The sequence below is a fragment of the Actinokineospora xionganensis genome (genome assembly GCF_014323725.1).
Taxonomy (GTDB): domain Bacteria; phylum Actinomycetota; class Actinomycetes; order Mycobacteriales; family Pseudonocardiaceae; genus Actinokineospora; species Actinokineospora xionganensis.
The window spans coordinates 144587-163417 of the sequence record NZ_JABVED010000006.1 but is presented as its reverse complement, the minus strand read 5'-3'; the positions used below and the strand labels follow the sequence as shown (position 1 = coordinate 163417).

Here is an 18831-nt window from a genome sequence, read left to right as displayed (position 1 = left end):
CCCCGACCCACCGGCCGACGGAAGAGGAAAGCCATGAGTTCTCCGCAATCGCCGCGCGGGTTCGCCAGCAAGCCCGCTCTCACATTCGCTCTGGTCTCGGTGATCGCCCTTCTAGGCACGCTGATCTCGAGTTCCTCCGCGCCCACAGCCAAGGAGTCGCTTCCCGTCGACGTGTCCCCGGTCGCCGCGGCGGCGCAGGCGCAGTCCGGTGGCGGCGAGGACCTCGGTGACGGCACCCGTCTCGCCGAGTGGCGCATCGTCGACGGGGTCAAGGTGTTCGCCCTGAACATCGCACCCAAGCAGTGGGAGACCAAGCCGGGCGTGGTCAAAGCGGGCTATGCCATCAACGGTCTGATCCCGGGCCCGGTGATCCGGGTCAACGAGGGTGACCGGGTGCGCTTCGTGGTCAAGAACGACATGCCCGAGGAGACCGCGCTGCACTGGCACGGGATGGACCTGCCCAACGACCAGGACGGCGTGCCGATGCTCACGCAGCCGCCGATCGAGCCGGGGACGACCTACACCTACGAGTGGACCGCGATCAGCACCGGGAGCCACTGGTACCACTCGCATCACCACGGAGAGCAGGAAAGCAAGGGCGTGTACGGCTCACTGGAGGTCGTGCCGCGCCTCGGCGACATCCCCGCCGACCGCGACTACCGGATCATGACCGGCGACGGCGCGCTCGGGTTTGTCATCAACGGCAAGAGTTTCCCGGCGACGGCCCCGCTGCGCGCCCGGGTCGGGGAGCGGGTGCGGTTCCGGCTCATCGGCACCGGCCCGGAGATGATCCACCCGATGCACCTGCACGGCGGCTTCTTCGAACTCGTGGCCCAGGACGGGAAGCGGCTGCCGTTCCCGCAGCGGATGGACACCCTCCTGCTCGGCGTCGGGCAGACCTTCGACATCGTCTTCGTGCCCACCAAGCCGGGGAAGTGGATGCTGCACTGCCACATCTTCTCCCACTCCGAGACCCACGAAGGCATGAGCGGCCTGGTCTCGATCCTGCACGTGGACCCCGCCGCTGTGGCCCTCCCCGAACTCGGCAAGCTGCCGACGGCGGCGCCGAACCTGCCCGTGCCAAGGCTTCCGCTGCCCGCACTCCCGCTGCCCGCGCTGCCCGCATTGCCGCTTGTGCCAGGCGTTCCCGCGCCGGTGGAGCCCCTGGGCGGTCCGGCTCCCGCCCACGCCCACCCACAGAGCTGACCCGTTCGCCCGCGTAGGAAAGGGAGTCCCATGTCACGTTCCATATCGTCGGCGATCCGCGTTCTCGCCGTGGCGATCGTCGCGGGCGCCGCGATGCTCCTCGGCGCGCACACCGCGTTCGCCCACGTGTCCGTCTCCGCGGACGGCGCGGTGGCGGGTAAGTACACCAAGGCCACTTTTCGTGTCCCCAACGAGAAGGAGACCACGTCGACGGTCCGGCTGGAGGTGACCTTTCCGGCCGACCACCCGTTCGGCCGGGCGTCGGTCGCGCCACCCGCGGGCTGGACCGCGACGGTGAAGACCCGCAAACTCGATGTCCCGGTCAGCCACCACGGCGGCGCCAAGCTGACCGAGGGCGTCGAGTCCATCACCTGGGAGGGCGGGCAGATCAAGCCCGGCGAGTTCGCTGAGTTCCCGGTGTCCTTCGGCCCGCTGCCCGCCGACGCGGACCGGTTGGTGTTCAAGGCTTTGCAGACCTACTCCGACGGTGAGGTCGTGCGGTGGATCGAGACGCCGACCGGCGGCGCCCCGGAGCCGGAGTACCCGGCCCCGGTGCTGTCGCTGGCCGCCGCCCCCGCCGCGCCTGCCGACTCGGGCACCGACGTGCTCGCCCGGGTGCTCGGCCTGGTCGGCGCGGTGACCGCCTTCGGCGCGCTCGCCGCGTGTGTGGCGGTGCTGCCCGTCGTCCGACGCCGGACGGCCCCGCCGAGGTCGCAGATCCCGGCCGCCCGCGTTCCCGCCAAGGAGAAGGCGCAGGTCTGACCATTCCTGGAGTCGTGATGCCCGTGCTGTCGCCATCCCGTGTGCGGCTGGTGTTCGCCGCGTTCCTGACCGCCCTGTTCGCCATGCTCGTCAACCCGGCGCCCGCGTCGGCGCACGCCGTGCTTGTCTCGTCCACGCCCGGCGGGTGGCAGCTGCTGGGCGACTCGCCCAAGGAGGTGTCGCTGCGGTTCACCGAGTCGGTCGATGTCGGCCTGGCCACGATCCGGCTGATCAGCCCCCGCGGCAACGAGATCGCGGGACTCGGGGCGGCGACGCACCCCGAGGGTAAGCAGGACACGGTGTCCGTGGGGATACCGGAGACGCTCGCCAACGGCACGTACACCGTGTCGTGGCGGGTCGTCTCGGCCGACACACACCCGATCCAGGGCGCCTTCACCTTCAGCGTCCGCGAGGCCACCGCGCCCGCGTCGGCTGAGGCGACGGCGGCTGGGAACGGTGTGGCGGCGGTGTTCTACGGCGTTGCCCGGTGGCTGTCCACCGCCGGTTTCGCGCTGCTGGTCGGCACCGCGTTCGTCATCGCGGTGTGCTGGCCGGGAGCGCGGGCGCGACGCGGGGTCCGACGCCTGGCGGTGGTCGGCGCGGGAACGGCGACCGCCGCCTCTGTGGCGGCCCTGGGGCTCTACGGGCCGTACGCGAGCGGCGGGTCCCTCGGGGGGATTGTCGATCCGGCTGTCCTCGGCGCGACCGTGGACAGCCGGATCGGCCTCGGGCTGGTCACCCGGATCGTGCTGCTGGGTGTCGCTTCGGCGCTCCTGGTGCGTTTCCTGCGCCGCGACGAGACAGCGGACGACCTGCCCACCCGACAGCGGATGCGCCGCGGGATCCTGGTGTTCGCGGGTGCGGGAGTCCTCGCCGCGACCTGGAGTCTCGTGGCACACGGCGCCGCGGACACCCTCGCGCCGCTCACCGTGCCCATAGGACTGGTCCATCTCGCGGCCATCGGCGTCTGGCTCGGCGGGCTGCCCGCGATCGCGGTGCTGCTGCGCTCCGGTGACATCACGGCGATGCGGACCGCCGTCCCGAGGTTCTCCACGACCGCGGGGATCTGCGTTCTCGTGGTCGCGGTGACCGGGCTGTACCAGGGCTGGCGGCAGGTCGGCACGTTCGCAGCGCTGTTCGGCACCACCTATGGCTGGTGGCTGCTGGGGAAGCTCGCTCTCGTCGGCCTGCTGCTGGGTTCCGGCGCGGTCGCCCGTCGCTGGGTGCACCGGCATTACGGGTTCGAGGTCACCACGGTGACCGAGAAGCGACGGGCCAAGCGCGGACCGGAGACCGTCGAGGTGGGCCGGTTCCGCAAAGTGGTCCTCGCCGAGATGGCGCTCGCGGTGGCACTGCTCGGTGTCACCGCGACTCTGGCCGCCGCCGAGCCCGCGCGGGCTGAGCAGGAGCGGCTGACCAACCCACCCAAGGCGGCCGCGGGTCCGCTGTCGGTCGCGGTGCCGTTCGACGCGGGCGGGTTCCACGGCAAAGGGCAGGTGGCGATGGTGCTGACCCCGTCGAAGGTCGGCAAGAACGAACTGCACCTCGCGGTGCTCGACGCCGTCGGCAAACCCAAGACAGTGCCGGAGGTACGCGTCGAACTGCGGCTGGCCGAGGCGGGAATCGGGCCGATCGCGGTCAAGCTGGTCCCCGCGGGGCCCGCGCACTACGCCGCGCTCGACGTCGGCCTGCCGATGCCGGGGGAGTGGGAACTCGCTGTCGTGGTGCGCACGTCCCCGATTGACCAGACCACGGTTCGGGTTCCGGTCACCGCCAGGTGATCGGTAAACACCACGTGACTTGCCACCGACAGTACGAGACCCCCTGCCCGTGCCGTCGTTGACAGGTCATCCTCAAAGGAAGGCGGAGGCGGATGGGTTCGGTGCCACTGGTGACCGGAGATCCCCGGGCGTTGCCCGCCAACGTGCTCGCGGACCTGCGCAGACGGGTGGTCGCGGCGGTCGAAGCGGGGATGGCCCAGGTGGACGCCGCACGGCTGTTCGGGGTGTCCAGGCAGACCGTCGGGCTGTGGGTGCGCGAATACCGGGACCGCGGGGACAGCGCGTTCGTCCCCGGCAGGCGCGGCCGCAGGCCCGGCGAGCAACTCGCGCTGGGCCCGGCCCAGCAGCTGTGGGTCGCGCGGGCGATCATGCGCCACACCCCGGACGCGATCGGCCTGCGGTACCGGGTGTGGACCCGCCAGGCGGTGACCGAGCTGATCAACCGCGAGTTCATGGTGGTGCTCGGCGCGACGACGGTCGGCAGCTACCTCGTGCGGTGGGGTTTCCCCGCGCCGCAGGACCTGCTGCGCACGCTGCGCGGGCGCAACGCGGTGGCGGTCAGCCGGGCGACTCGGTACTGCGGCGGCGAGCGCCAGACCTGGCTGCCCGGCGCCGAGGTGATCTGGGTGGGACACGGCAGTCCGAAATGGACGACGGAGGCGTCGGGTGGCGGCTGGTTCGACCTGAGCATGCTGCAGGCGGTGTCCAACCGCGGCGCGATGTCGTTCCTGGCGTGCGAGGACCCGTATGACGCCGGGCAGGTGCGCGCGTTCCTCGAACGGCTCGCCGCGCACCTGCGGCGGCGGGCCAACGTGGTGGTGACCTGGCTGCCCGCCCGCGGCTACGACCAGGCCCAGAGCTGGGACCTCGGGGCCGCGGCCGTCCGTTTCGTCGACCTCACGGAAGACCGGTGACCGGTCAGCCCCGCGGCGGCCGCGCCAGCGCGAGCTGCGCGAGGATGTCGCGGCCCTGTTCGGCGGTCTTGGGCAGGCTGAGCACGTCGTAGCGGCGGGCGACGAGCTGGCTGTGCGAGACGAAGTCGCGCTTGCCCTTCGCCGGCCGGTACTTGAGTGCGGCCGAAACCATCCCGAAGGCGAGGCCGGTGACCAGGCCGATGAGGATCGGCGCGAGGGCGCCACCCTCGGTGACCAGGCTGAGCAGCAGGCCGACCATGAGGCCCAGCCACGCGCCGGACGCCGCGCCCGCGCCGAGGACGCGGGCCCACGTCAGCTTGCCGTCCACCCGCTCGACGAGCATCGGGTCGATGCCGACAATGGTCAGCGTCTCGACCGGGAAGTCTTTGCGCGCCAAGTGGTCGACGGCGCGCTGGGCCTCGTCGTAGGTGTCGTAGGAGCCGATCGGCCAGCCCTCTGGCAGCGTCGGAGTGGACACCTTGTTGGTGGGAGCGAACGCAGTCATTTTCTCACCTCTCGCATCCTCGACGGTACACCGTCGGCCATACACGAACGGCCCCCCGACCCATGACGGGTCGAGGGGCCGGTAGTCCGTGGGGATTGCTCAGACGATGCGCACGCCGACGGCCTGCGGGCCCTTGGGGCCCTGGGTGATCTCGAACTCGACGCGCGCGTTCTCGTCCAGGCTGCGGAAGCCGTTGGAGTCGATCTCGGAGTAGTGGACGAACACGTCCGGGCCACCCTCATGCGCGATGAAGCCGAAACCCTTTTCGGCGTTGAACCACTTCACGGTTCCCTGAGTCATTGAATTCTCCTACTTGTGGTGCTGGATCGGGTTCCGCGAACCGCGGTACCCGGGTCGGGTCAGACGACGACATCTCCAGCTTGTCCAACAAGAAGAGAGCGCCCGCAACCATCGTTTCCGCGAGCTTTGACACACGAACACAAACTTTGACGACCACCAGGCACAACCGCCGGCGTCGGCGGTTTGTTCCCGGGAGTGGCGCAGGTCACTGTCCGCCCGGGATCGGCCGTTCGTGCGGGTACTCGGCGGCGCGGCCCTGGAAGGCCAGGATGCTCGGGTTGCGGATGACGCCGTCGCGGATCTCGATGGCCCGGCCGATGGTGGGGTCGGACTCCCAGGCCTCCGGTCCCGACAGCACGGTCCGCAGGTGGGGGAGCAGCGCCTCGCTGATCTCCCAGGTGGCGGCGTCCCACAGGTGCGACGGGCTGTGGTCGACGGCGTAGTACCGGACCCGGTCGCCCACGGTGAACATCGGCTCGGTGAACGTCGTCGGCACGGCCCAGCTGAAGCCCATGCCCTCGTCGCAGGAGACATCGATGATGAGGCTGCGCGGGGGGAACCGGTCGAGGTCCTCCTCCATCAGGAACATCAGCGGCGCGTCGGTGTCCTGCAGCACGCAGTTGACGACGATGTCGTGCTCGGCGAGGAAGTCGGCCAACGGCTTGCGGCCGCTGTCGGTCATCGCGTGGCTGCCGCGCGGGTCGGTGTCGTCGCTCTCCAGGTGCACGATGTTCGCCGAGTGGATCGGCGAGCTGACCGCGGTGACGCCCCGGCCGGTGAGGATGTGCACGTCGTGCACGCCGTGGGCGTTGAGCGCGGTGACCGCGCCGCGGGCGGTGGCGCCGAAGCCGATGACGACCGCGCGCAGCCTGCGGCCGTAGTCGCCTGTGCTCCCGGTGAGCTGCAGCGCGTGCATCACCGAGCAGTAGCCCGCGAGTTCGTTGTTCTTGTGGAACACGTGCAGGTTGAACCGGCCGTCGCTGGTCCAGTGGTTCATCGCCTCGAACGCGATCAGGGTCAGCTTGCCGTCGATCGCCGACTGGGTGACCGCCGCGTCCTGCACGCAGTGCGGCCAGCCCCAGAGCACCTGTCCGTCGCGCAGGGTGTCGACGTCCTTGGCCAGCGGCTTCGGGTTGAGGATGACGTCGCACTCGGCGAGCAGCCATTCGCGCGGGCGGATGCCCGCCACGAGCGGGGCGAGCTCCTCGTCGGGGACGTCGAAGCGCTCGCCGTACCCGGTCTCGAGGTACATCTGGGCGCGCAGGTCGGCGTCGATCCGGTCGAAGTGCAACGGGTGGATCGGCCGCCGGTGTTCGTTCTCCTTGCTGGACTGGGAAAGGATGCCGAGAGTGAGTAGAGCCATCGAGAAGGACTTCCGTTCAGAATGGGGAAATAGCGGTAAGAATGAGGGCTGCGTCGGCGACACAGTCGGCGGCGGCCACCGTGTCCAGCGCCGTGTTCGCGGGGTCCGCGGCGGCGTGCGCGGGCACGACCAGCAGCGTGACCCGGCGGAGATTCGGTCCGATGAGGACGATCGTGTGCGCGTTCATGCCGCGGAAACCTTGCAGCCGCACGGTGTTCTGGCCCACGAGGAGCCGGTCGGGCGCGGTGTCCCATGACCCGCGGCTGTAGCCGATCCGGTCGACCGGGCCGAACCGCTCGGCGAGACTGGAGATCAGCGTGGAGAACTCCGCGACAGGTTCGCGGGACCGGGGCCACCAGCCGCCGTCGAAGAACCCCTTTGTCGCGCCCGCTGGTTTGAGGCTGACCCGGGCGTCGGTGCGCTCGGTGAACGCTCTTGCCGTGGCGCGGTGGTCGAATTGGCCGGACGTCATGCCGGCGCTCCTGTCCCCGGGCTTGCGACCGGCTGGCGCTGCGGCTGGGTTGCCAAGCGTCACTGCGGTGTCATCGCAGTGGCCGACGTGCGCGAGGCACCGGCCCACTCAGTTTACGCTGGTTATCCGAGAAAAGGGTGTCGCCGTGGTCACCGACCGTGCACGGCGTCGTCGCCGTAGCGCGGGACCACCGAGAACACCTCCAGATCGCGGGGTGTGCCCTTCGCGCGGAAGCGGCGGCGGCGCCGGATGGTGTAGCGGTCGGTGTCGACGTTGGCCAGCGCCGGTCCGGACACGAGCACCTCGCCGCCGCCCGCCGCGGCGGCCACCCGGGCGGCCACGTTGACGTCGACGCCGAGGTAGTCGGAGCCGACCCGGCGGGGCCTGCCGGAGTGCAGGCCGGTGCGCAGCTGCGGACGGTAGCCCTCGATGGTGATGGCGCTGATGGCGGTGCACGCCTCGTAGGCGGCGTCGATGGCGGGCCCGGTGTCGCGGAAGACGGCCATCACCCCGTCCCCGAGAGACTTGACGACTGTGCCGCCATGCTGGGTGATGACCTTGTCGCTGGCCTGGCCGACCTCGCCGAGCAGCCGCAGCACCTGGTCGTCGCCCGCCTCCAGCGCCCAGCTGGAGAAGCCGACGAGGTCGGTGAACAGGATGGTGACCTCCGTGCCGTGGGCGGCGGGACCGGAGCCGCTGAGCGCCTGCCACACCTGCACCGCGGTCAGGCCGAGTTCGCGCACGGCGCTGGGCTGGTCGGCCCTGGCCTGGCTGATGAGCCGGGCGATGCGGTCCGATGGCCGGTCGCCGATCGCCGGGGCCATGTGGCCGGGGGCGAGCCGTCGGACCGTCCGCACCGTCTTGAGGACACCCTCGTGCTGGTCCGACGCGCGCAGCAGGCGCCGCAACCGGGTCCACCGGCGTTCGTCGGCCCGCTCGTCTGGTGCGTCGCTCACAGCGAAACCCTACGGGTTCGCGGCGGTTCGGCGATGTGATCCTTACCGGGCCGAGGCGCGCCGGTTGCCGGATACTCGAACCCATGGCTGACGACGACAACCGGGACTTCGCCATCTACCAGGCGCTCAAGGCGGTCGACGAGGTCGCCGCCGCCCTGCAGACCTTCCTGGTCGAGGGACATGGCGCCGATCTTGACCGCGAGGCGGTCCAGAGCACCTCCACCAACTCGCTCACGCTGCTGCGCCAGGCCCGTGAGCGCCTGGGGGAGGGTCTGCGCGCGATCGGCGCCGACCGCATCTCCGACTCGGACGGGATTTCCCTGCGGAATGTCCGCCCGAAGTGACTTGCGGACCGAACCTGTCCGCAAGGGTCGGTAGCTTGGATATGTCAACGAGCGCGACCGAAAGAGGACAGACCATGGACTGCAAGCTGGAACTGGTGGCGGTGCCCGTGTCCGACGTGGACCGGGCGAAGGCGTTCTACACCGAGCAGGTCGGCTTCGTCGCCGACCACGACCACCGGGTCAGCGACGACATCCGCTTCGTCCAACTCACTCCGCGCGGGTCGGCGTGCTCCATCGCCATCGGCAACGGCGTCACCAAGGCGGCGCCGGGTTCGGTCGAAGGGCTTCAGGTCGTGGTGTCCGACATCGAGGCGGCGCGGGCCGACCTGGTCGCGAACGGGGTCGAGGCGAGCGAGATCCAGGACTTCCCGTGGGGCCGCTTCGTGTTCTTCAGCGACCCCGACGGCAACGGCTGGGCGGTGCAGCAGATCGTCAAGCCGCAGGGGTGACGGTGCCGGTTGGTGGCAGCCCGCCCGCGCGAGGGCTATCGGAGATGCGGGCGGGCGCCGGCGCGCCGGCTACCCCCTGCCGGTAGCCGCCGCGCTGCGCCCCGCGAAACGGGCGCACCTCGACTGTAGGACCGATTCGGCGACTTTCACAGTCCGTTACCGGACGATGTCGTGAACAGGACACGGATTGTGGACAGCCGACCGGGGCCGTTTCTCCTACGGTGTGCGCATGGCGTATCTGCTCGAACCGGTCGGGCTCAGCGAGTCCGACAACTCGGTGTACCTGGCCCTGGTCGGGAACCTTGGTGTCCACTGAGGACTGGTTACCCGCATCACCGCCATGTTCCGGATGTACGACCTCGACCCGCACTTCCGTGACTCGACCCTGCACTTCGCCTCGGTGGACGCCGACGGCAAGATCACCCGACGGATCTGTGCTCCGCCGCCATCCACCTCCACCCGTCGGCCGACCCGGACTGGCTGCTCGACGACGCGCCGCCGCCATCCGGCCCGCGGTCGAGCGCCTTGGTCACACACGACTCGCGCAAGGCCGACTTGCTCGCCTGGGCCAGGCGGCGCTCCGCCGAACTGTCCGGATTCCGCTCGTACGGCACCGGAACCACCGGCAGGCTGCTCACCGACCAGCTCGGCCTGCCGGTCACCGCCCGGCGCGGCGCCACCGCCGACGCCATGCTCGCGCAGGTCCCTGCCCCCGTTCCGCCTGACGAAATCAGGTCCGGACCTGCGTTCGGCAGGTCCGGACCTGGTTGCCAGGACTAGGAAGCGCAGCCCGCGACCTCGGGGTAGTCGCACCGCGACTTCGCCGGGTCCGGTCCCGAATCCTGAACGTAGTGCAGACGTTGTCCGTCGTGTCCCATCGCGCACGGCATCTCATAGGCGTGCGTACCCGCGACACAGGCGATGTAATGGTCGCACTTGGTGGGGTGCGGGTAGTTGCCGTCCACCTTGCCTGAGCAGTCGTAGGTGAAGCTCGCGGGGACCACCGCGATCATGCCGCCGTCGCGGGTGGCGCCGGAGCGGTAGCGCCCGGTCGCCGGGGTGAGCGCCTGGTGGGCGGTGAAACCGGGGAATGCCATGGTTCTCCTTGCTCAGCGGTCGTAGTACGGGGCGAGCGGGCTTGCCAGGAACGGGAACTGCTCGGTGACGTCCACCCGCGCCGCGTGCTTCTCCGTGACCGCGGTGGTGCGGTGCGTGTAGGTGAAGACCACGTTGACCAGCGTGCGCACACCGGAGAGCCGCGACGGGGTGACCTCGACACCGGTCAGCGACAGGCTGCGCGCGAACTGCTCGGTGGCGTGGGCGTAGATGGCCGGGTAGCGCATCGCCAGGTAGTTGACCGCGCGGTGCTCGTCGGTGGCGCCCGCGTTGTCCGCCAGCTGCTGGATCCGGGCGAACAGCTCGCGGGCGGCCGCCTGGAAGTCGTTCTCCGCCAGGGCTTGCGGCCTCGGGATCGCCGCGATGAAGGACTCGGTGTCGAACGAGTACACCTGGTCGAAGGCGAGCATCGGCACGATGAGGCCGTTGCACATGTCGGCGGGGGCGAGCCCGGCGGCGGCGCCGATGATCACGTCGATGTCACCGGACACGGGGGCCGGGCGGATCGCCTCGATCACCATGTCCAGGTCGTTGGCGTCGCGGGGGAGCAGCAGGTAGCACTCCTGGCCCTCGATGGAGAACACCCAGCACAGCTGCCGTGCCAGGTAGCGGTTCGCCGGGTCGGAGAGCACCGCGTGGACGGTCTCGCGGTCGGTCAGGCCCGCGGTGTCGGCGCGGCCGGTGGCCTGGGCGAACTCCTTCTCCAAACCCAGGCTGGGGAAGCGGGGTTCGATCCGGCCGATCGCGTACACGTAGCGGACGTTCACCGACGTGGGCCCACCCGCGGCGCGGACTCCGGGTGCGGGCACCGCGGCGGGCACGACCGAGGCCGGGCCGGGGGTGGGATCGAGAAGCTCGGTCATCTGTCCTTCACTCATCTATTTGGTGGTGCGGGGTGCGAACGACACCCAGCGGTTGAGGGCGGCGGCGCGTTTGGCGCAGCCGCCGCAGGGCTTGATCCCGGCCGACGAGGTGGCGTGTTTGATGACGTCGCCGAGTCCGATCTCCTCTTCGACCAGGAACCCGGGCAGTCGGATCTTGCGCGGCGCGCGCTCTTGGCTCATGTCAGCTCCGTGTCACGGCGTCGTGGATGGCGACGGCGTCCAGCAGTGGTGGCACCAGGCCGCGCCCCGCCCGCCCGCGCACCGCCGCCCGCACGGTGGCGGCTTCGACATGCGGCGCGAGGGACCAGGCCAACGCGATCGCGCCGGTGACCACGGGCGCGGCGGCGCTGGTTCCGCCGAACGCGGCGAACCCGCCGGAGCTGCTCAGGCTCACGAGCCGGGCGCCCGGCGCGCGGACTCCGGTGCGGGCGATCGACCCGCCCAGGTTCGACGCGGCCAGCGGCACGCCCGAGTCGTCGCAGGCGGTCACGGGGATGACCCAGGGGTGGGTGGTGAGCGGTGACCCGCCGAGCCGGGCTTCGTTGCCGGTCGCGGCGACCACGAGCACCCCGTTGCGCGCGGCGTGGTCCAGGGCCTCGGTGAGCAGGTGGGCTCCGGTTGGCGCGGCGCCGGTGAAGGCGGCGCTGACATTGATGATCCTGGCGCCCGCCGCGACACACTCGACGATGCCGTCGGCGAGCACGGCCGGGACCGTCGGGGCGCCGTCCTCGGTGAAGATCGGCCGCAGCAGCAGCGGACAGCGCGGCGCCAGCCCGGGGGCCTCGGTTCCCCGCCGGGCGCCCAGCACACCCGCGACCAGGGTGCCGTGTCCGCAGGCGGCGCTGGTCGCGACCGCGCAGGCGCCGGGGCGGATCTCGGTGATCGGGGCCGCGAGGTCGGGGTGGTCGAGCACGGCGGGTCCGTCGAGGACACCGATGCCGATGGCCGGGTCGCCGACGGAGCGGGCCATGAGCCGGTCCAACCCGGTCAGGACGAGCGCGCGCGTGCCTGTGTCAACCCCCGACACGCTGATTGCCTCCCCCTCGGCTGAGTGCCGCGGTGATCGTGCAGCAGCCAGGGGTCGCCGAGCAAGATCGGGTGCGCAAATACGCCTGGACGGCCTAGGACGGTCGCTCATTCGTGAAGGGGGTGGTCGGATTGGCCGAGATGGAGTGCCCGACTTCGTGTGGCCGGACGGCTACCCGGGTAGCCGTCCGGTATGGCGATGCGGCGACCGAACCCTCTGCAGTGGGTCTACTACGCGTATGGCGGCAGGCTGCCCGACGACTACCGGGACTGGGTCCTGCACGACGCGACCACCCGGACCTGGCTGCTGCGCTACGCAAGCCGCATCGTGGTCCAGGCGCTGCCCTGGCTGGTCGCCGGTTTCCTGCTGCTGACCTGGCTGACCCCGGTGCCGGTGCTCCCGACACTGGGCGCACTTGGGCTCGGTCTGCTGTTGAGCCTGTATTTCACCGTGACCAGCGCCGACGAGCTGAGCGAGGCCCGGCTCACCCAACATGGCTTTCCGCCCGGTACCGGCAAGGAGTCGCGTCGGCGCGACACCGGGTCGAGTTGGGGGCGATGGCGGAAGTCCTAGTGGACGTGCTCGCGGAACCAGTCCGCGGCCAGTTCCGCGACTCGGTCGAGGGTGCCTGGTTCCTCGAACAGGTGAGTCGCGCCGGGGATGACTTCGATGCGGTTGGGCGCGGCGAGTGCCCGACTTGCCTGTTCGTTGAGGTTGAGGACCTGGGTGTCGAGTGCGCCGACGATGAGCAGGGTGGGTGCCTGGACTTGGGCGAGGGCGTCCCCGGCCAGGTCGGGTCTGCCTCCCCGGGACACAACGGCGCGCACTGAGTGGTCGTCGGCGGCCGCGACCAGGGCCGCCGCCGCGCCGGTGCTCGCGCCGAAGAGACCCACCGGGAGGCCGCGCACCGCCAGTTGCCCCCGGATCTGTTCCACCGCCGTCGAGATCCTCGAGGCGAGCAGGTCGATGTCGAATCGGAGTTCCCTGGTCCGCAGGTCGACCTGTTCCTCCTCCTCGGTCAGCAGGTCCATGAGCAGGGTGGCGAATCCGCTGTCACGCAGCACTTTCGCCACCGCCCGGTTGCGGCTGCTGTGCCGGGAACTCCCGGATCCGTGGGCGAACACGACGATGCCGCGCGCCTCGGCGGGCACCGCCAAGTCACCGGGCAGCTCACCGCCCGAGGACTCGATGACGACCGGAACTGACATCCCGCCTCCTTCCACGCTGGGTAACCGGTGGCGGCCTCGCCGAAACGCGGCGATTGGCGCCGCGTGGTTCGGGTAATCCACCTCAACCGGAAGGAGGTTCCACCATGCCGCAACCCGGCAGCCACAAGTACGACGTGAAACGCACTCGCCTCCGGGCGGACCGCGAACGGCAGGGTGTGCCCGACGACCAGGCCGACGAGGCCGCCAACGAGGAGTTGCAGCAGGACGACGCGCCTGCCGAACTGGCTCCGACGTCGCTGAGCAAGGGCACCCGGTCGATGGACGATCCGCTACCGGAGAACGTCATCGAGCTCCGCAGTGCCGCGTTCACCGACCACACGCTGATTCCGAACCGGTTCGCGCACGACGGGGACAACGCCTCGCCGCCGCTGCAGTGGACACCGCCGCCAGAGGGCACCCAGGAGCTGGTGCTCGTCTGCGAGGACAAGGACGCGCCGGACGGCACCTTCGTGCACTGGGTCGCGACCGGGATTTCGCCGGACGTCAACGAACTCCCCGAGGGAAAGCTGCCCGACGGCGTCACCCAGGGCCGCAACAGCTGGGGCGGCACCGGCTGGGACGGCCCCGCGCCCCCTGTGGGCGACGACCCGCACCGGTACTTCTTCCGCCTCTACGCCGTCGACGAGCCGCTCGGCCTCGGCGCGGACGCGACGGCGGAACAGGTGCACGACGCGGTTCGCGGCCACAAGCTGGCGGCCGCCACCCTCGTCGGCCTGTTCGGCCGGTGACCGGACTCGATCGGAGGCTCAACGATGGCGACTGACCGGCACCGGCTGCACGAAGCCCTGTCCCAGGCGGACTTCCCGGCCGAGAAGGACTACCTGCTGCGCTGCGCGGAGGAGGCCGACGCCGACCGGGAGACCCTGCGGGAGCTGCGGTCCATCCCGCCGGACACCTACGCGAACCTGGACGAGATCCTGCGCTCGGTGACCACCGAATAGGGGTGACGACCGAATAGGCTTGAAACCCGCGCTCGGCGATCAGCCACTTCGTCAGCTCCGCGTCCGAGCCCGCGCTCAGCTGACGAGAGCTCAGGGGACCGTGACGGCGCCTGACCACGGTTGCCCCGCGTCCGAAGTCGTGGCCGGGGCGGAGTGCTACTGCCGGGAGATGGTGCGCGGCGACCGGCGGTCGTGGAACGTGCGCGACACGCGCACGGCCGACACGCTCGACCGGCTGATGACCGGCTACGGGAAGGGTGCCAAAGCGGTGGTCTGGGCCCACAACACCCATGTGGGTGACGCGCGGGCCACGGGCATGGCGTCGGAGGGGCTGGTGAACCCCGGCCAACTGGTCCGGTAGCGGCGCCCCACCGCGAGGTGGCCATTGTCGGATTCGGCAGCTACCCGGGCGGCGTGATCGCGTCGGACTTCTGGGGCGGCCCGGTCCGGAGCCTGCCCGTGCCACCTGCCCGCGCGGACGGCGTGGAGGCCGTCGCGCACGCGGCGGTTCCCGCGGCGGACAGCGTGTTCACGGCCGGCCCGGACGACGACTGGGCCGACGAGGTTCGGGCGCACCGCGCGATCGGGGTGGTCTACCGGCCGGGCGCTGAGCGGATCGGCAACTACGTCCCAACCCTGCTCCGCCGTCGCTACGACGTCTTCATCCACTGCGATGAGACGGGTCAGCGAGCGCGCGGCTGGTGTTGGCTCTGGAACGCCGGCCGTCCCAGCGCCCGCGGTCGCGGGGACTCGGCCAGTTCCTTCAGTGGCGCGCTGGAGGTACCGGTGCCCGCGCGCATTCCCATGACCAGGTCCCGCAACGCCGATCGCGCGTCCCAGGTCGGGGTCCAGTCCAGTTCGGACCGGGCCCGGGTGGACGCCATGAGCGGCGCGCCGTCGGCCAGCCGCAGCCAGCCAGGGTGCATGGGCTGCAGCCCGGCCTTCCAGGCCGCGGCGGCGAGGGCGCTCAGCAGGGCTCTCGGGAGGGTGACCTCGAAGCCGCCGAGGACGGCGGCCAAGTCGGTGGTGCGCAGGACGGGGTCGGCGGCCAGGTTGAACGCCCCGGTCGCGCCGAGCGTCACCATACGGCGGATCGCGTCGGCCACGTCGTCTGAGTGGACGACCTGCATCCGCAGGTCCGGCCACAGCGGCACCGGCAGCAGCCGGTTGCCCAGGATCCGGCGCGGCACCAGCGGGCTCAGCGCCCAGCGCGCGAGTTGGGCGCCCGCGTCGCGCTGGGCGACGGCGCAGGGGCGGATGCGGGCCACTCGCAAACCCGGGTGGGTCGCTTCGAACTCGTCGAGCAAGGTCTCCACGGCGGCTTTGTCCGCGCTGTACGCGCTTCCCGGGACTCCGCCGATCTGATGGTCCTCGGTGACGCTGTCCCACCGCGGGGCGAGAGAATACGCCGCGACCGACGACGCCGACACCACCTGAGGCACCCCCGCCTGGGCGACCGCCCGAAGGACGGCCGCGGTGCCCGCGCGGTTCGTGCGCGCCATCGCCGGGTCGTGCCGCGGCGGCTGGATCGCCCACGCCAGGTGCACGACCGCGTCGGCGCCCGCGCAGGCGGTGGCGAGCACGCTGTGCGCGCCGGGATCGCCGAGATCGCAGGAGATCCAGCGGGCTCGCTGGTACGGCCGCAGCGGCGGCGGCACCCGCCTGGCCACGGCCTCCCATTGCGGCACCGCGCGCAGCAGCGCGGTTCCGACGTTCCCGCTCGCCCCGGTCACCACGACCTTCACCCGGACACTCCCTCTCTCGGCGTCCACCAGGGATGCCCGCACTCCGGCGTCACCACACACGGGGTTAGTCCCAGCGGGCCAGGGGTACCCACCCGACAGTGTCCGCACGGCGCAGGAGGATTCGATGGCAGTCGTGAGCAAGGAGATCGAAGCCCCCCGGGCCGACGTCTTCGCGGTCCTGGCCGACGGCTGGCTCTACGCGAGCTGGGTTGTCGGCGCGGCGCACATCCGGGCGGTCGACAAGAACTGGCCGGACATCGGCTCGCGTATCCACCACAACATCGCCCCGTGGCCGTTGCGCCTGTCCGACGCCACCGTCGTCCGCCAGATCGACGCGCCCCGGCTGCTCGAACTCGACGCCTGGGCGTGGCCCTTCGGCGCCGCCCTGGTTCGGCTCGAACTCGAAGACCTCGGTCCCGCCCGCACGAGGGTCACCATGACCGAACACGTCTCGGCGGGACCCGCGAAAATCGTTCCCGGTGTCGTGCAGGACCTGCTGCTCACTCCGCGCAACAACGAAGCGCTTGACCGGCTCGCCGACCTGGCCACCGGCCGCGCCGCCGCCGACGTCCCCGGGTCGCGGTGACGGTCGCCGACGCCGTGGTGGTCGGCGCCGGACCCAACGGCCTTGTGGCGGCCAACCTGCTCGCCGACGCCGGGTGGGACGTGCTGGTGCTGGAAGCCGCGGAGGAACCCGGCGGTGCGGTGCGCAGCGCCGAGATCACCGTTGCAGGGTTCCAAAGCGACCTGTGCAGCGCGTTCTACCCGCTCGCCGCCGCGTCGCCGGTCTTCGCCCAGCTCGACCTGGAGCGCCATGGCCTGCGCTGGACGCACGCCCCGGCCGTGCTCGCACATGTGCTGCCCGACGACCGGCACGTCCTGCTCTCCCGCGACGTCGACCGGACCGCGGCTTCCGTCGAGACCTTCGCCCCCGGCGACGGGGCCGCGTGGCGTAGGGAATTCGACTACTGGCAGCGCATCCGCGGCGACCTGCTGCCCGCCCTGCTCGGCCCGTTCCCACCGGTGCGGGCGGCGGGAAGGCTCGCGCGCGCACTCGGCACGGCCGAACTGCTCCGCCTGGCCCGGATGTTCACCCTGTCGGCCCGCCGGCTGAGCCAGGAGCGGTTCGGCGGCGAAGGAGCGGCGCTGCTGTTCGCGGGCAGCGCCCAGCACACCGACCTCGGACCGGACAGCGCGGGCAGCGGCGCGTTCGGCTGGCTGCTCGCCATGCTCGGCCAGGACAACGGATTCCCCGTCCCGGAGGGCGGGGCGCACCGCATCACCGACGCGCTGGTGCGCAGGCTCATGGACCGCGGCGGCGAAGTCCACTGTGGACGCACGGTGTCCGAGGTGCTGGTCGCCGGTGGCCGCGCGATGGGGGTGCGGGCGGGTGAGCCGGTCCGGGCCCGGCGCGCGGTCCTGGCCGACGTGCCCGCGCCGATCCTCTACCGGGACCTGGTCGGCGAGGAGCACCTGCCCGCCCGGCTCGTCGACGACCTGGCCAACTTCCACTGGGACGACAGCACAGTGAAGATCGACTGGGCGCTGTCCGGCCCGGTCCCGTGGACCGCCGCGGCGGTGGGCGGGGCCGGAACCGTCCACTTGGGCGCCGACCTCGACGGACTCGCGCGGGCGCACGCCGACCTGGCGGGCAACCGCCCACCCGAGGCGCCGTTCCTGCTCCTGGGCCAGATGACCACCGCCGACCCGAGCCGCTCGCCGCCAGGGACGGAGAGCCTCTGGGCCTACACCCACGTCCCCCGCGACCGGACCTGGTCCGATGACGACCTGCGGCGGCTCGCCGACCTGGCTGAAAAGACAATCGAACGACACGCGCCCGGGTTCACCGCCCGCGTGCTCGGCCGGGCCGTCCAGGGACCGGCGGAACTGCGCCGACACAGCCTCAGCGTCGTCGACGGTGCCATCAACGCGGGCACCGCGGCCATCCACCAGCAGCTCATCTTCCGACCCGTGCCCGGCCTCGGCCGACCCGACACCCCGGTCGACCGCCTGTTCCTCGCGGGTGGCTCGGCCCATCCGGGTGGCGGCGTGCACGGCGCCGCCGGAGCCAACGCCGCCCGAGCCGCGCTGGCGCGGGCGGGCTGGGCCGGTTCGGCGTACCGACGGGTGATCGGTGGCCTGCACCGGTTGGTTTACCGCTGAGGGTGGGTGCCCCCGGGCGGTGGGCTTGCTCGCGCCCCGTGGCTGCCCGTGCCACCTCCGGGCTACGTCGGCACGGAATCGTTCCTGGACCGGTTGGCTCGGGGCTCGACAAGCAGGGCCACGACGTCATGCTGTTCACCACCGGCGACAGCGAGGCCGTCGTGCCGAACCTGTTCGCCCTCGAACACGCGACGATGAAGCAGTTCCACCACGGGGTCGATCCGGAGCGGTTCCCCTCCGGCGACGGGAGCGGCGGCCACCTGCTTTTCTCGGCCGGATGACCGAGGAGAAGGGCGCCCACGAGGCCGTCAAGGTGGCTCGCGAGGCCGGGCAGCCGCTCAAGATCGCCGCGAAGATGCGCGAGCCCCGCGAGCACGCCTACTTCAAAGAACGGATCGAGCCGCTGCTCGGCGGGGACGTCGAGTACGTCGGCGAGGCGCGCGTGAGCGAGGCGATGGACCTGCCTGCGGGCGCGCGGGCATTGCTCAACCCCATCCAGTGGCCGGAGCCGTTCGGGCTGGTCATGATCGAGGCACCGGCCTGCGGAACCCTCGTCGTGGCCTTGCGGTCGGGCGCCGCGCCGGAGATCGTGGAGGACGGCGCCACCGCGGGCAGGCTCCGGCCCGCTGAGCGCCATGACAGCGGTCACAGCCCGAGGGGAGCGTGACGGCACC

Annotated in this window: 27 protein-coding genes and 1 pseudogene; 16 read left to right on the top strand and 12 right to left on the bottom strand. The window is 71.3% G+C overall.

All coding sequences use genetic code 11. The features are described from left to right. Positions 1-33 precede the first annotated feature (33 nt). The 4 genes from GPZ80_RS12810 to GPZ80_RS12795 all read left to right on the top strand — a co-directional run bounded on the left by GPZ80_RS12810 (position 34) and on the right by GPZ80_RS12795 (position 4663). Complete coding sequence (locus tag GPZ80_RS12810; protein WP_187220551.1) at positions 34-1206, top strand: multicopper oxidase family protein; 1173 nt, start codon at positions 34-36, stop codon at positions 1204-1206. 30 nt (positions 1207-1236) lie between these two features. Next, a complete protein-coding gene (locus GPZ80_RS12805) occupies positions 1237-1968 on the top strand; it encodes a YcnI family protein (protein ID WP_187220550.1) in 732 nt (243 codons plus the stop codon). A 17-nt stretch (positions 1969-1985) separates the two neighbouring features. Then, on the top strand, positions 1986-3749 hold the full coding sequence (locus tag GPZ80_RS12800) for a copper resistance protein CopC (protein ID WP_187220549.1): 1764 nt from the start codon (positions 1986-1988) through the stop codon (positions 3747-3749). Between the two features lie 92 nt (positions 3750-3841). Then, entirely contained in the window at positions 3842-4663 is an 822-nt protein-coding gene (locus GPZ80_RS12795) for a helix-turn-helix domain-containing protein (protein ID WP_187220548.1), read from the top strand. 4 nt (positions 4664-4667) lie between these two features. On the opposite strand, the gene GPZ80_RS12790 is transcribed toward GPZ80_RS12795, so the two are convergent. The 5 genes from GPZ80_RS12790 to GPZ80_RS12770 all read right to left on the bottom strand — a co-directional run bounded on the left by GPZ80_RS12790 (position 4668) and on the right by GPZ80_RS12770 (position 8259). Further along, positions 4668-5168 (bottom strand): YflT domain-containing protein, encoded by a 501-nt coding sequence (locus GPZ80_RS12790; RefSeq protein ID WP_187220547.1) that lies wholly within the window; start codon positions 5166-5168, stop codon positions 4668-4670. A gap of 99 nt (positions 5169-5267) precedes the next feature. Continuing rightward, positions 5268-5468 carry a cold-shock protein gene (locus GPZ80_RS12785; protein WP_187220546.1) on the bottom strand — a complete coding sequence of 67 codons (201 nt, stop codon included), beginning with the start codon at positions 5466-5468 and terminating at the stop codon, positions 5268-5270. 205 nt (positions 5469-5673) lie between these two features. Then, positions 5674-6831: a N(5)-(carboxyethyl)ornithine synthase gene (locus GPZ80_RS12780; RefSeq protein ID WP_187220545.1), complete on the bottom strand. Its 1158-nt coding sequence runs from the start codon at positions 6829-6831 to the stop codon at positions 5674-5676. A gap of 16 nt (positions 6832-6847) precedes the next feature. Continuing rightward, positions 6848-7303, bottom strand: a complete 456-nt coding sequence (locus GPZ80_RS12775; RefSeq protein WP_187220544.1) for a DUF5994 family protein — start codon at positions 7301-7303, stop codon at positions 6848-6850. Between the two features lie 149 nt (positions 7304-7452). After that, a complete protein-coding gene (locus GPZ80_RS12770; protein WP_312880284.1) occupies positions 7453-8259 on the bottom strand; it encodes an adenylate/guanylate cyclase domain-containing protein in 807 nt (268 codons plus the stop codon). A gap of 83 nt (positions 8260-8342) precedes the next feature. Between GPZ80_RS12770 and GPZ80_RS12765 the strand changes: the two genes are divergently transcribed. The 3 genes from GPZ80_RS12765 (at position 8343) to GPZ80_RS33350 (ending at position 9368) form a co-directional block, all read left to right on the top strand. Then, the gene (locus GPZ80_RS12765) at positions 8343-8603 is read left to right on the top strand and encodes a hypothetical protein (RefSeq protein ID WP_187220543.1); all 261 of its coding nucleotides are present in this window, start codon (positions 8343-8345) and stop codon (positions 8601-8603) included. A 74-nt stretch (positions 8604-8677) separates the two neighbouring features. Further along, entirely contained in the window at positions 8678-9052 is a 375-nt protein-coding gene (locus GPZ80_RS12760) for a glyoxalase superfamily protein (protein WP_187220542.1), read from the top strand. Positions 9053-9239: 187 nt separating this feature from the next. Then, positions 9240-9368 carry a hypothetical protein gene (locus GPZ80_RS33350; protein ID WP_281401233.1) on the top strand — a complete coding sequence of 43 codons (129 nt, stop codon included), beginning with the start codon at positions 9240-9242 and terminating at the stop codon, positions 9366-9368. A 103-nt stretch (positions 9369-9471) separates the two neighbouring features. Here GPZ80_RS33350 and GPZ80_RS12755 read toward each other — a convergent pair whose 3' ends face one another. The 5 genes from GPZ80_RS12755 to GPZ80_RS12735 form a co-directional block, all read right to left on the bottom strand. Further along, complete coding sequence (locus GPZ80_RS12755) at positions 9472-9744, bottom strand: hypothetical protein (RefSeq protein WP_187220541.1); 273 nt, start codon at positions 9742-9744, stop codon at positions 9472-9474. 84 nt (positions 9745-9828) lie between these two features. After that, positions 9829-10149: a chitin binding peritrophin-A domain-containing protein gene (locus GPZ80_RS12750; RefSeq protein WP_187220540.1), complete on the bottom strand. Its 321-nt coding sequence runs from the start codon at positions 10147-10149 to the stop codon at positions 9829-9831. 12 nt (positions 10150-10161) lie between these two features. Continuing rightward, positions 10162-11031 (bottom strand): cyanobactin maturation protease PatG family protein, encoded by an 870-nt coding sequence (locus GPZ80_RS12745; protein WP_187220539.1) that lies wholly within the window; start codon positions 11029-11031, stop codon positions 10162-10164. A 15-nt stretch (positions 11032-11046) separates the two neighbouring features. After that, positions 11047-11232, bottom strand: coding sequence for a hypothetical protein (locus GPZ80_RS12740; RefSeq protein WP_187220538.1), 186 nt, complete (start codon positions 11230-11232; stop codon positions 11047-11049). 1 nt (position 11233) lies between these two features. Beyond that, complete coding sequence (locus tag GPZ80_RS12735) at positions 11234-12079, bottom strand: S8 family serine peptidase (RefSeq protein ID WP_187220537.1); 846 nt, start codon at positions 12077-12079, stop codon at positions 11234-11236. Between the two features lie 198 nt (positions 12080-12277). Between GPZ80_RS12735 and GPZ80_RS12730 the strand changes: the two genes are divergently transcribed. Beyond that, the gene (locus GPZ80_RS12730) at positions 12278-12652 is read left to right on the top strand and encodes a DUF5313 family protein (protein ID WP_187220536.1); all 375 of its coding nucleotides are present in this window, start codon (positions 12278-12280) and stop codon (positions 12650-12652) included. On the opposite strand, the gene GPZ80_RS12725 is transcribed toward GPZ80_RS12730, so the two are convergent. Next, entirely contained in the window at positions 12649-13287 is a 639-nt protein-coding gene (locus GPZ80_RS12725) for a dienelactone hydrolase family protein (RefSeq protein ID WP_187220535.1), read from the bottom strand. The genes GPZ80_RS12730 and GPZ80_RS12725 overlap by 4 nt on opposite strands. Positions 13288-13391: 104 nt before the next feature. Here GPZ80_RS12725 and GPZ80_RS12720 point away from each other — a divergent pair, with 104 nt between their 5' ends. From GPZ80_RS12720 to GPZ80_RS34015, 4 genes and pseudogenes are all read left to right on the top strand, one after another. Beyond that, positions 13392-14036, top strand: a complete 645-nt coding sequence (locus tag GPZ80_RS12720; protein WP_312880283.1) for a YbhB/YbcL family Raf kinase inhibitor-like protein — start codon at positions 13392-13394, stop codon at positions 14034-14036. Positions 14037-14060: 24 nt separating this feature from the next. Next, on the top strand, positions 14061-14249 hold the full coding sequence (locus tag GPZ80_RS12715; protein WP_187220534.1) for a DUF2795 domain-containing protein: 189 nt from the start codon (positions 14061-14063) through the stop codon (positions 14247-14249). Between the two features lie 100 nt (positions 14250-14349). After that, positions 14350-14610, top strand: coding sequence for an erythromycin esterase family protein (locus GPZ80_RS33345; RefSeq protein WP_187220533.1), 261 nt, complete (start codon positions 14350-14352; stop codon positions 14608-14610). Positions 14611-14627: 17 nt separating this feature from the next. Further along, positions 14628-14918: pseudogene (locus tag GPZ80_RS34015) on the top strand (erythromycin esterase family protein); the annotation flags it as partial. Between the two features lie 14 nt (positions 14919-14932). On the opposite strand, the gene GPZ80_RS12700 reads toward GPZ80_RS34015, so the two are convergent. Next, entirely contained in the window at positions 14933-15994 is a 1062-nt protein-coding gene (locus GPZ80_RS12700) for an NAD-dependent epimerase/dehydratase family protein (protein WP_187220532.1), read from the bottom strand. A 124-nt stretch (positions 15995-16118) separates the two neighbouring features. On the opposite strand from GPZ80_RS12700, the gene GPZ80_RS12695 reads away from it, so the two are divergent. The 4 genes from GPZ80_RS12695 to GPZ80_RS12685 all read left to right on the top strand — a co-directional run bounded on the left by GPZ80_RS12695 (position 16119) and on the right by GPZ80_RS12685 (position 18824). Further along, positions 16119-16580: an SRPBCC family protein gene (locus tag GPZ80_RS12695; RefSeq protein ID WP_187220531.1), complete on the top strand. Its 462-nt coding sequence runs from the start codon at positions 16119-16121 to the stop codon at positions 16578-16580. Beyond that, positions 16577-18157, top strand: coding sequence for a phytoene desaturase family protein (locus GPZ80_RS12690; RefSeq protein WP_187220530.1), 1581 nt, complete (start codon positions 16577-16579; stop codon positions 18155-18157). Before GPZ80_RS12695 ends, GPZ80_RS12690 begins: the two co-directional genes overlap by 4 nt. Before the next feature lie 128 nt (positions 18158-18285). Continuing rightward, entirely contained in the window at positions 18286-18438 is a 153-nt protein-coding gene (locus GPZ80_RS32100; RefSeq protein WP_222719226.1) for a hypothetical protein, read from the top strand. Beyond that, on the top strand, positions 18435-18824 hold the full coding sequence (locus GPZ80_RS12685) for a glycosyltransferase (protein WP_222719225.1): 390 nt from the start codon (positions 18435-18437) through the stop codon (positions 18822-18824). Before GPZ80_RS32100 ends, GPZ80_RS12685 begins: the two co-directional genes overlap by 4 nt. Positions 18825-18831: the final 7 nt, after the last annotated feature.

What these genes read in the sequence shown, in the direction of transcription:
- GPZ80_RS32100 (WP_222719226.1), top strand. Translation starts at nt 18,286, where the DNA reads ATGCTGTTCACCACCGGCGACAGCGAGGCCGTCGTGCCGAACCTGTTC.
- GPZ80_RS12745 (WP_187220539.1), bottom strand. Translation starts at nt 11,031, where the DNA reads ATGACCGAGCTTCTCGATCCCACCCCCGGCCCGGCCTCGGTCGTGCCC.
- GPZ80_RS12730 (WP_187220536.1), top strand. Translation starts at nt 12,278, where the DNA reads ATGCGGCGACCGAACCCTCTGCAGTGGGTCTACTACGCGTATGGCGGC.
- GPZ80_RS12765 (WP_187220543.1), top strand. Translation starts at nt 8,343, where the DNA reads ATGGCTGACGACGACAACCGGGACTTCGCCATCTACCAGGCGCTCAAG.
- GPZ80_RS12720 (WP_312880283.1), top strand. Translation starts at nt 13,392, where the DNA reads ATGCCGCAACCCGGCAGCCACAAGTACGACGTGAAACGCACTCGCCTC.
- GPZ80_RS12750 (WP_187220540.1), bottom strand. Translation starts at nt 10,149, where the DNA reads ATGGCATTCCCCGGTTTCACCGCCCACCAGGCGCTCACCCCGGCGACC.
- GPZ80_RS12775 (WP_187220544.1), bottom strand. Translation starts at nt 7,303, where the DNA reads ATGACGTCCGGCCAATTCGACCACCGCGCCACGGCAAGAGCGTTCACC.
- GPZ80_RS12805 (WP_187220550.1), top strand. Translation starts at nt 1,237, where the DNA reads ATGTCACGTTCCATATCGTCGGCGATCCGCGTTCTCGCCGTGGCGATC.
- GPZ80_RS12695 (WP_187220531.1), top strand. Translation starts at nt 16,119, where the DNA reads ATGGCAGTCGTGAGCAAGGAGATCGAAGCCCCCCGGGCCGACGTCTTC.
- GPZ80_RS12755 (WP_187220541.1), bottom strand. Translation starts at nt 9,744, where the DNA reads ATGGCGTCGGCGGTGGCGCCGCGCCGGGCGGTGACCGGCAGGCCGAGC.
- GPZ80_RS12780 (WP_187220545.1), bottom strand. Translation starts at nt 6,831, where the DNA reads ATGGCTCTACTCACTCTCGGCATCCTTTCCCAGTCCAGCAAGGAGAAC.
- GPZ80_RS12795 (WP_187220548.1), top strand. Translation starts at nt 3,842, where the DNA reads ATGGGTTCGGTGCCACTGGTGACCGGAGATCCCCGGGCGTTGCCCGCC.
- GPZ80_RS12725 (WP_187220535.1), bottom strand. Translation starts at nt 13,287, where the DNA reads ATGTCAGTTCCGGTCGTCATCGAGTCCTCGGGCGGTGAGCTGCCCGGT.
- GPZ80_RS12760 (WP_187220542.1), top strand. Translation starts at nt 8,678, where the DNA reads ATGGACTGCAAGCTGGAACTGGTGGCGGTGCCCGTGTCCGACGTGGAC.
- GPZ80_RS12685 (WP_222719225.1), top strand. Translation starts at nt 18,435, where the DNA reads ATGACCGAGGAGAAGGGCGCCCACGAGGCCGTCAAGGTGGCTCGCGAG.
- GPZ80_RS12715 (WP_187220534.1), top strand. Translation starts at nt 14,061, where the DNA reads ATGGCGACTGACCGGCACCGGCTGCACGAAGCCCTGTCCCAGGCGGAC.
- GPZ80_RS12790 (WP_187220547.1), bottom strand. Translation starts at nt 5,168, where the DNA reads ATGACTGCGTTCGCTCCCACCAACAAGGTGTCCACTCCGACGCTGCCA.
- GPZ80_RS12740 (WP_187220538.1), bottom strand. Translation starts at nt 11,232, where the DNA reads ATGAGCCAAGAGCGCGCGCCGCGCAAGATCCGACTGCCCGGGTTCCTG.
- GPZ80_RS12810 (WP_187220551.1), top strand. Translation starts at nt 34, where the DNA reads ATGAGTTCTCCGCAATCGCCGCGCGGGTTCGCCAGCAAGCCCGCTCTC.
- GPZ80_RS12785 (WP_187220546.1), bottom strand. Translation starts at nt 5,468, where the DNA reads ATGACTCAGGGAACCGTGAAGTGGTTCAACGCCGAAAAGGGTTTCGGC.
- GPZ80_RS12800 (WP_187220549.1), top strand. Translation starts at nt 1,986, where the DNA reads ATGCCCGTGCTGTCGCCATCCCGTGTGCGGCTGGTGTTCGCCGCGTTC.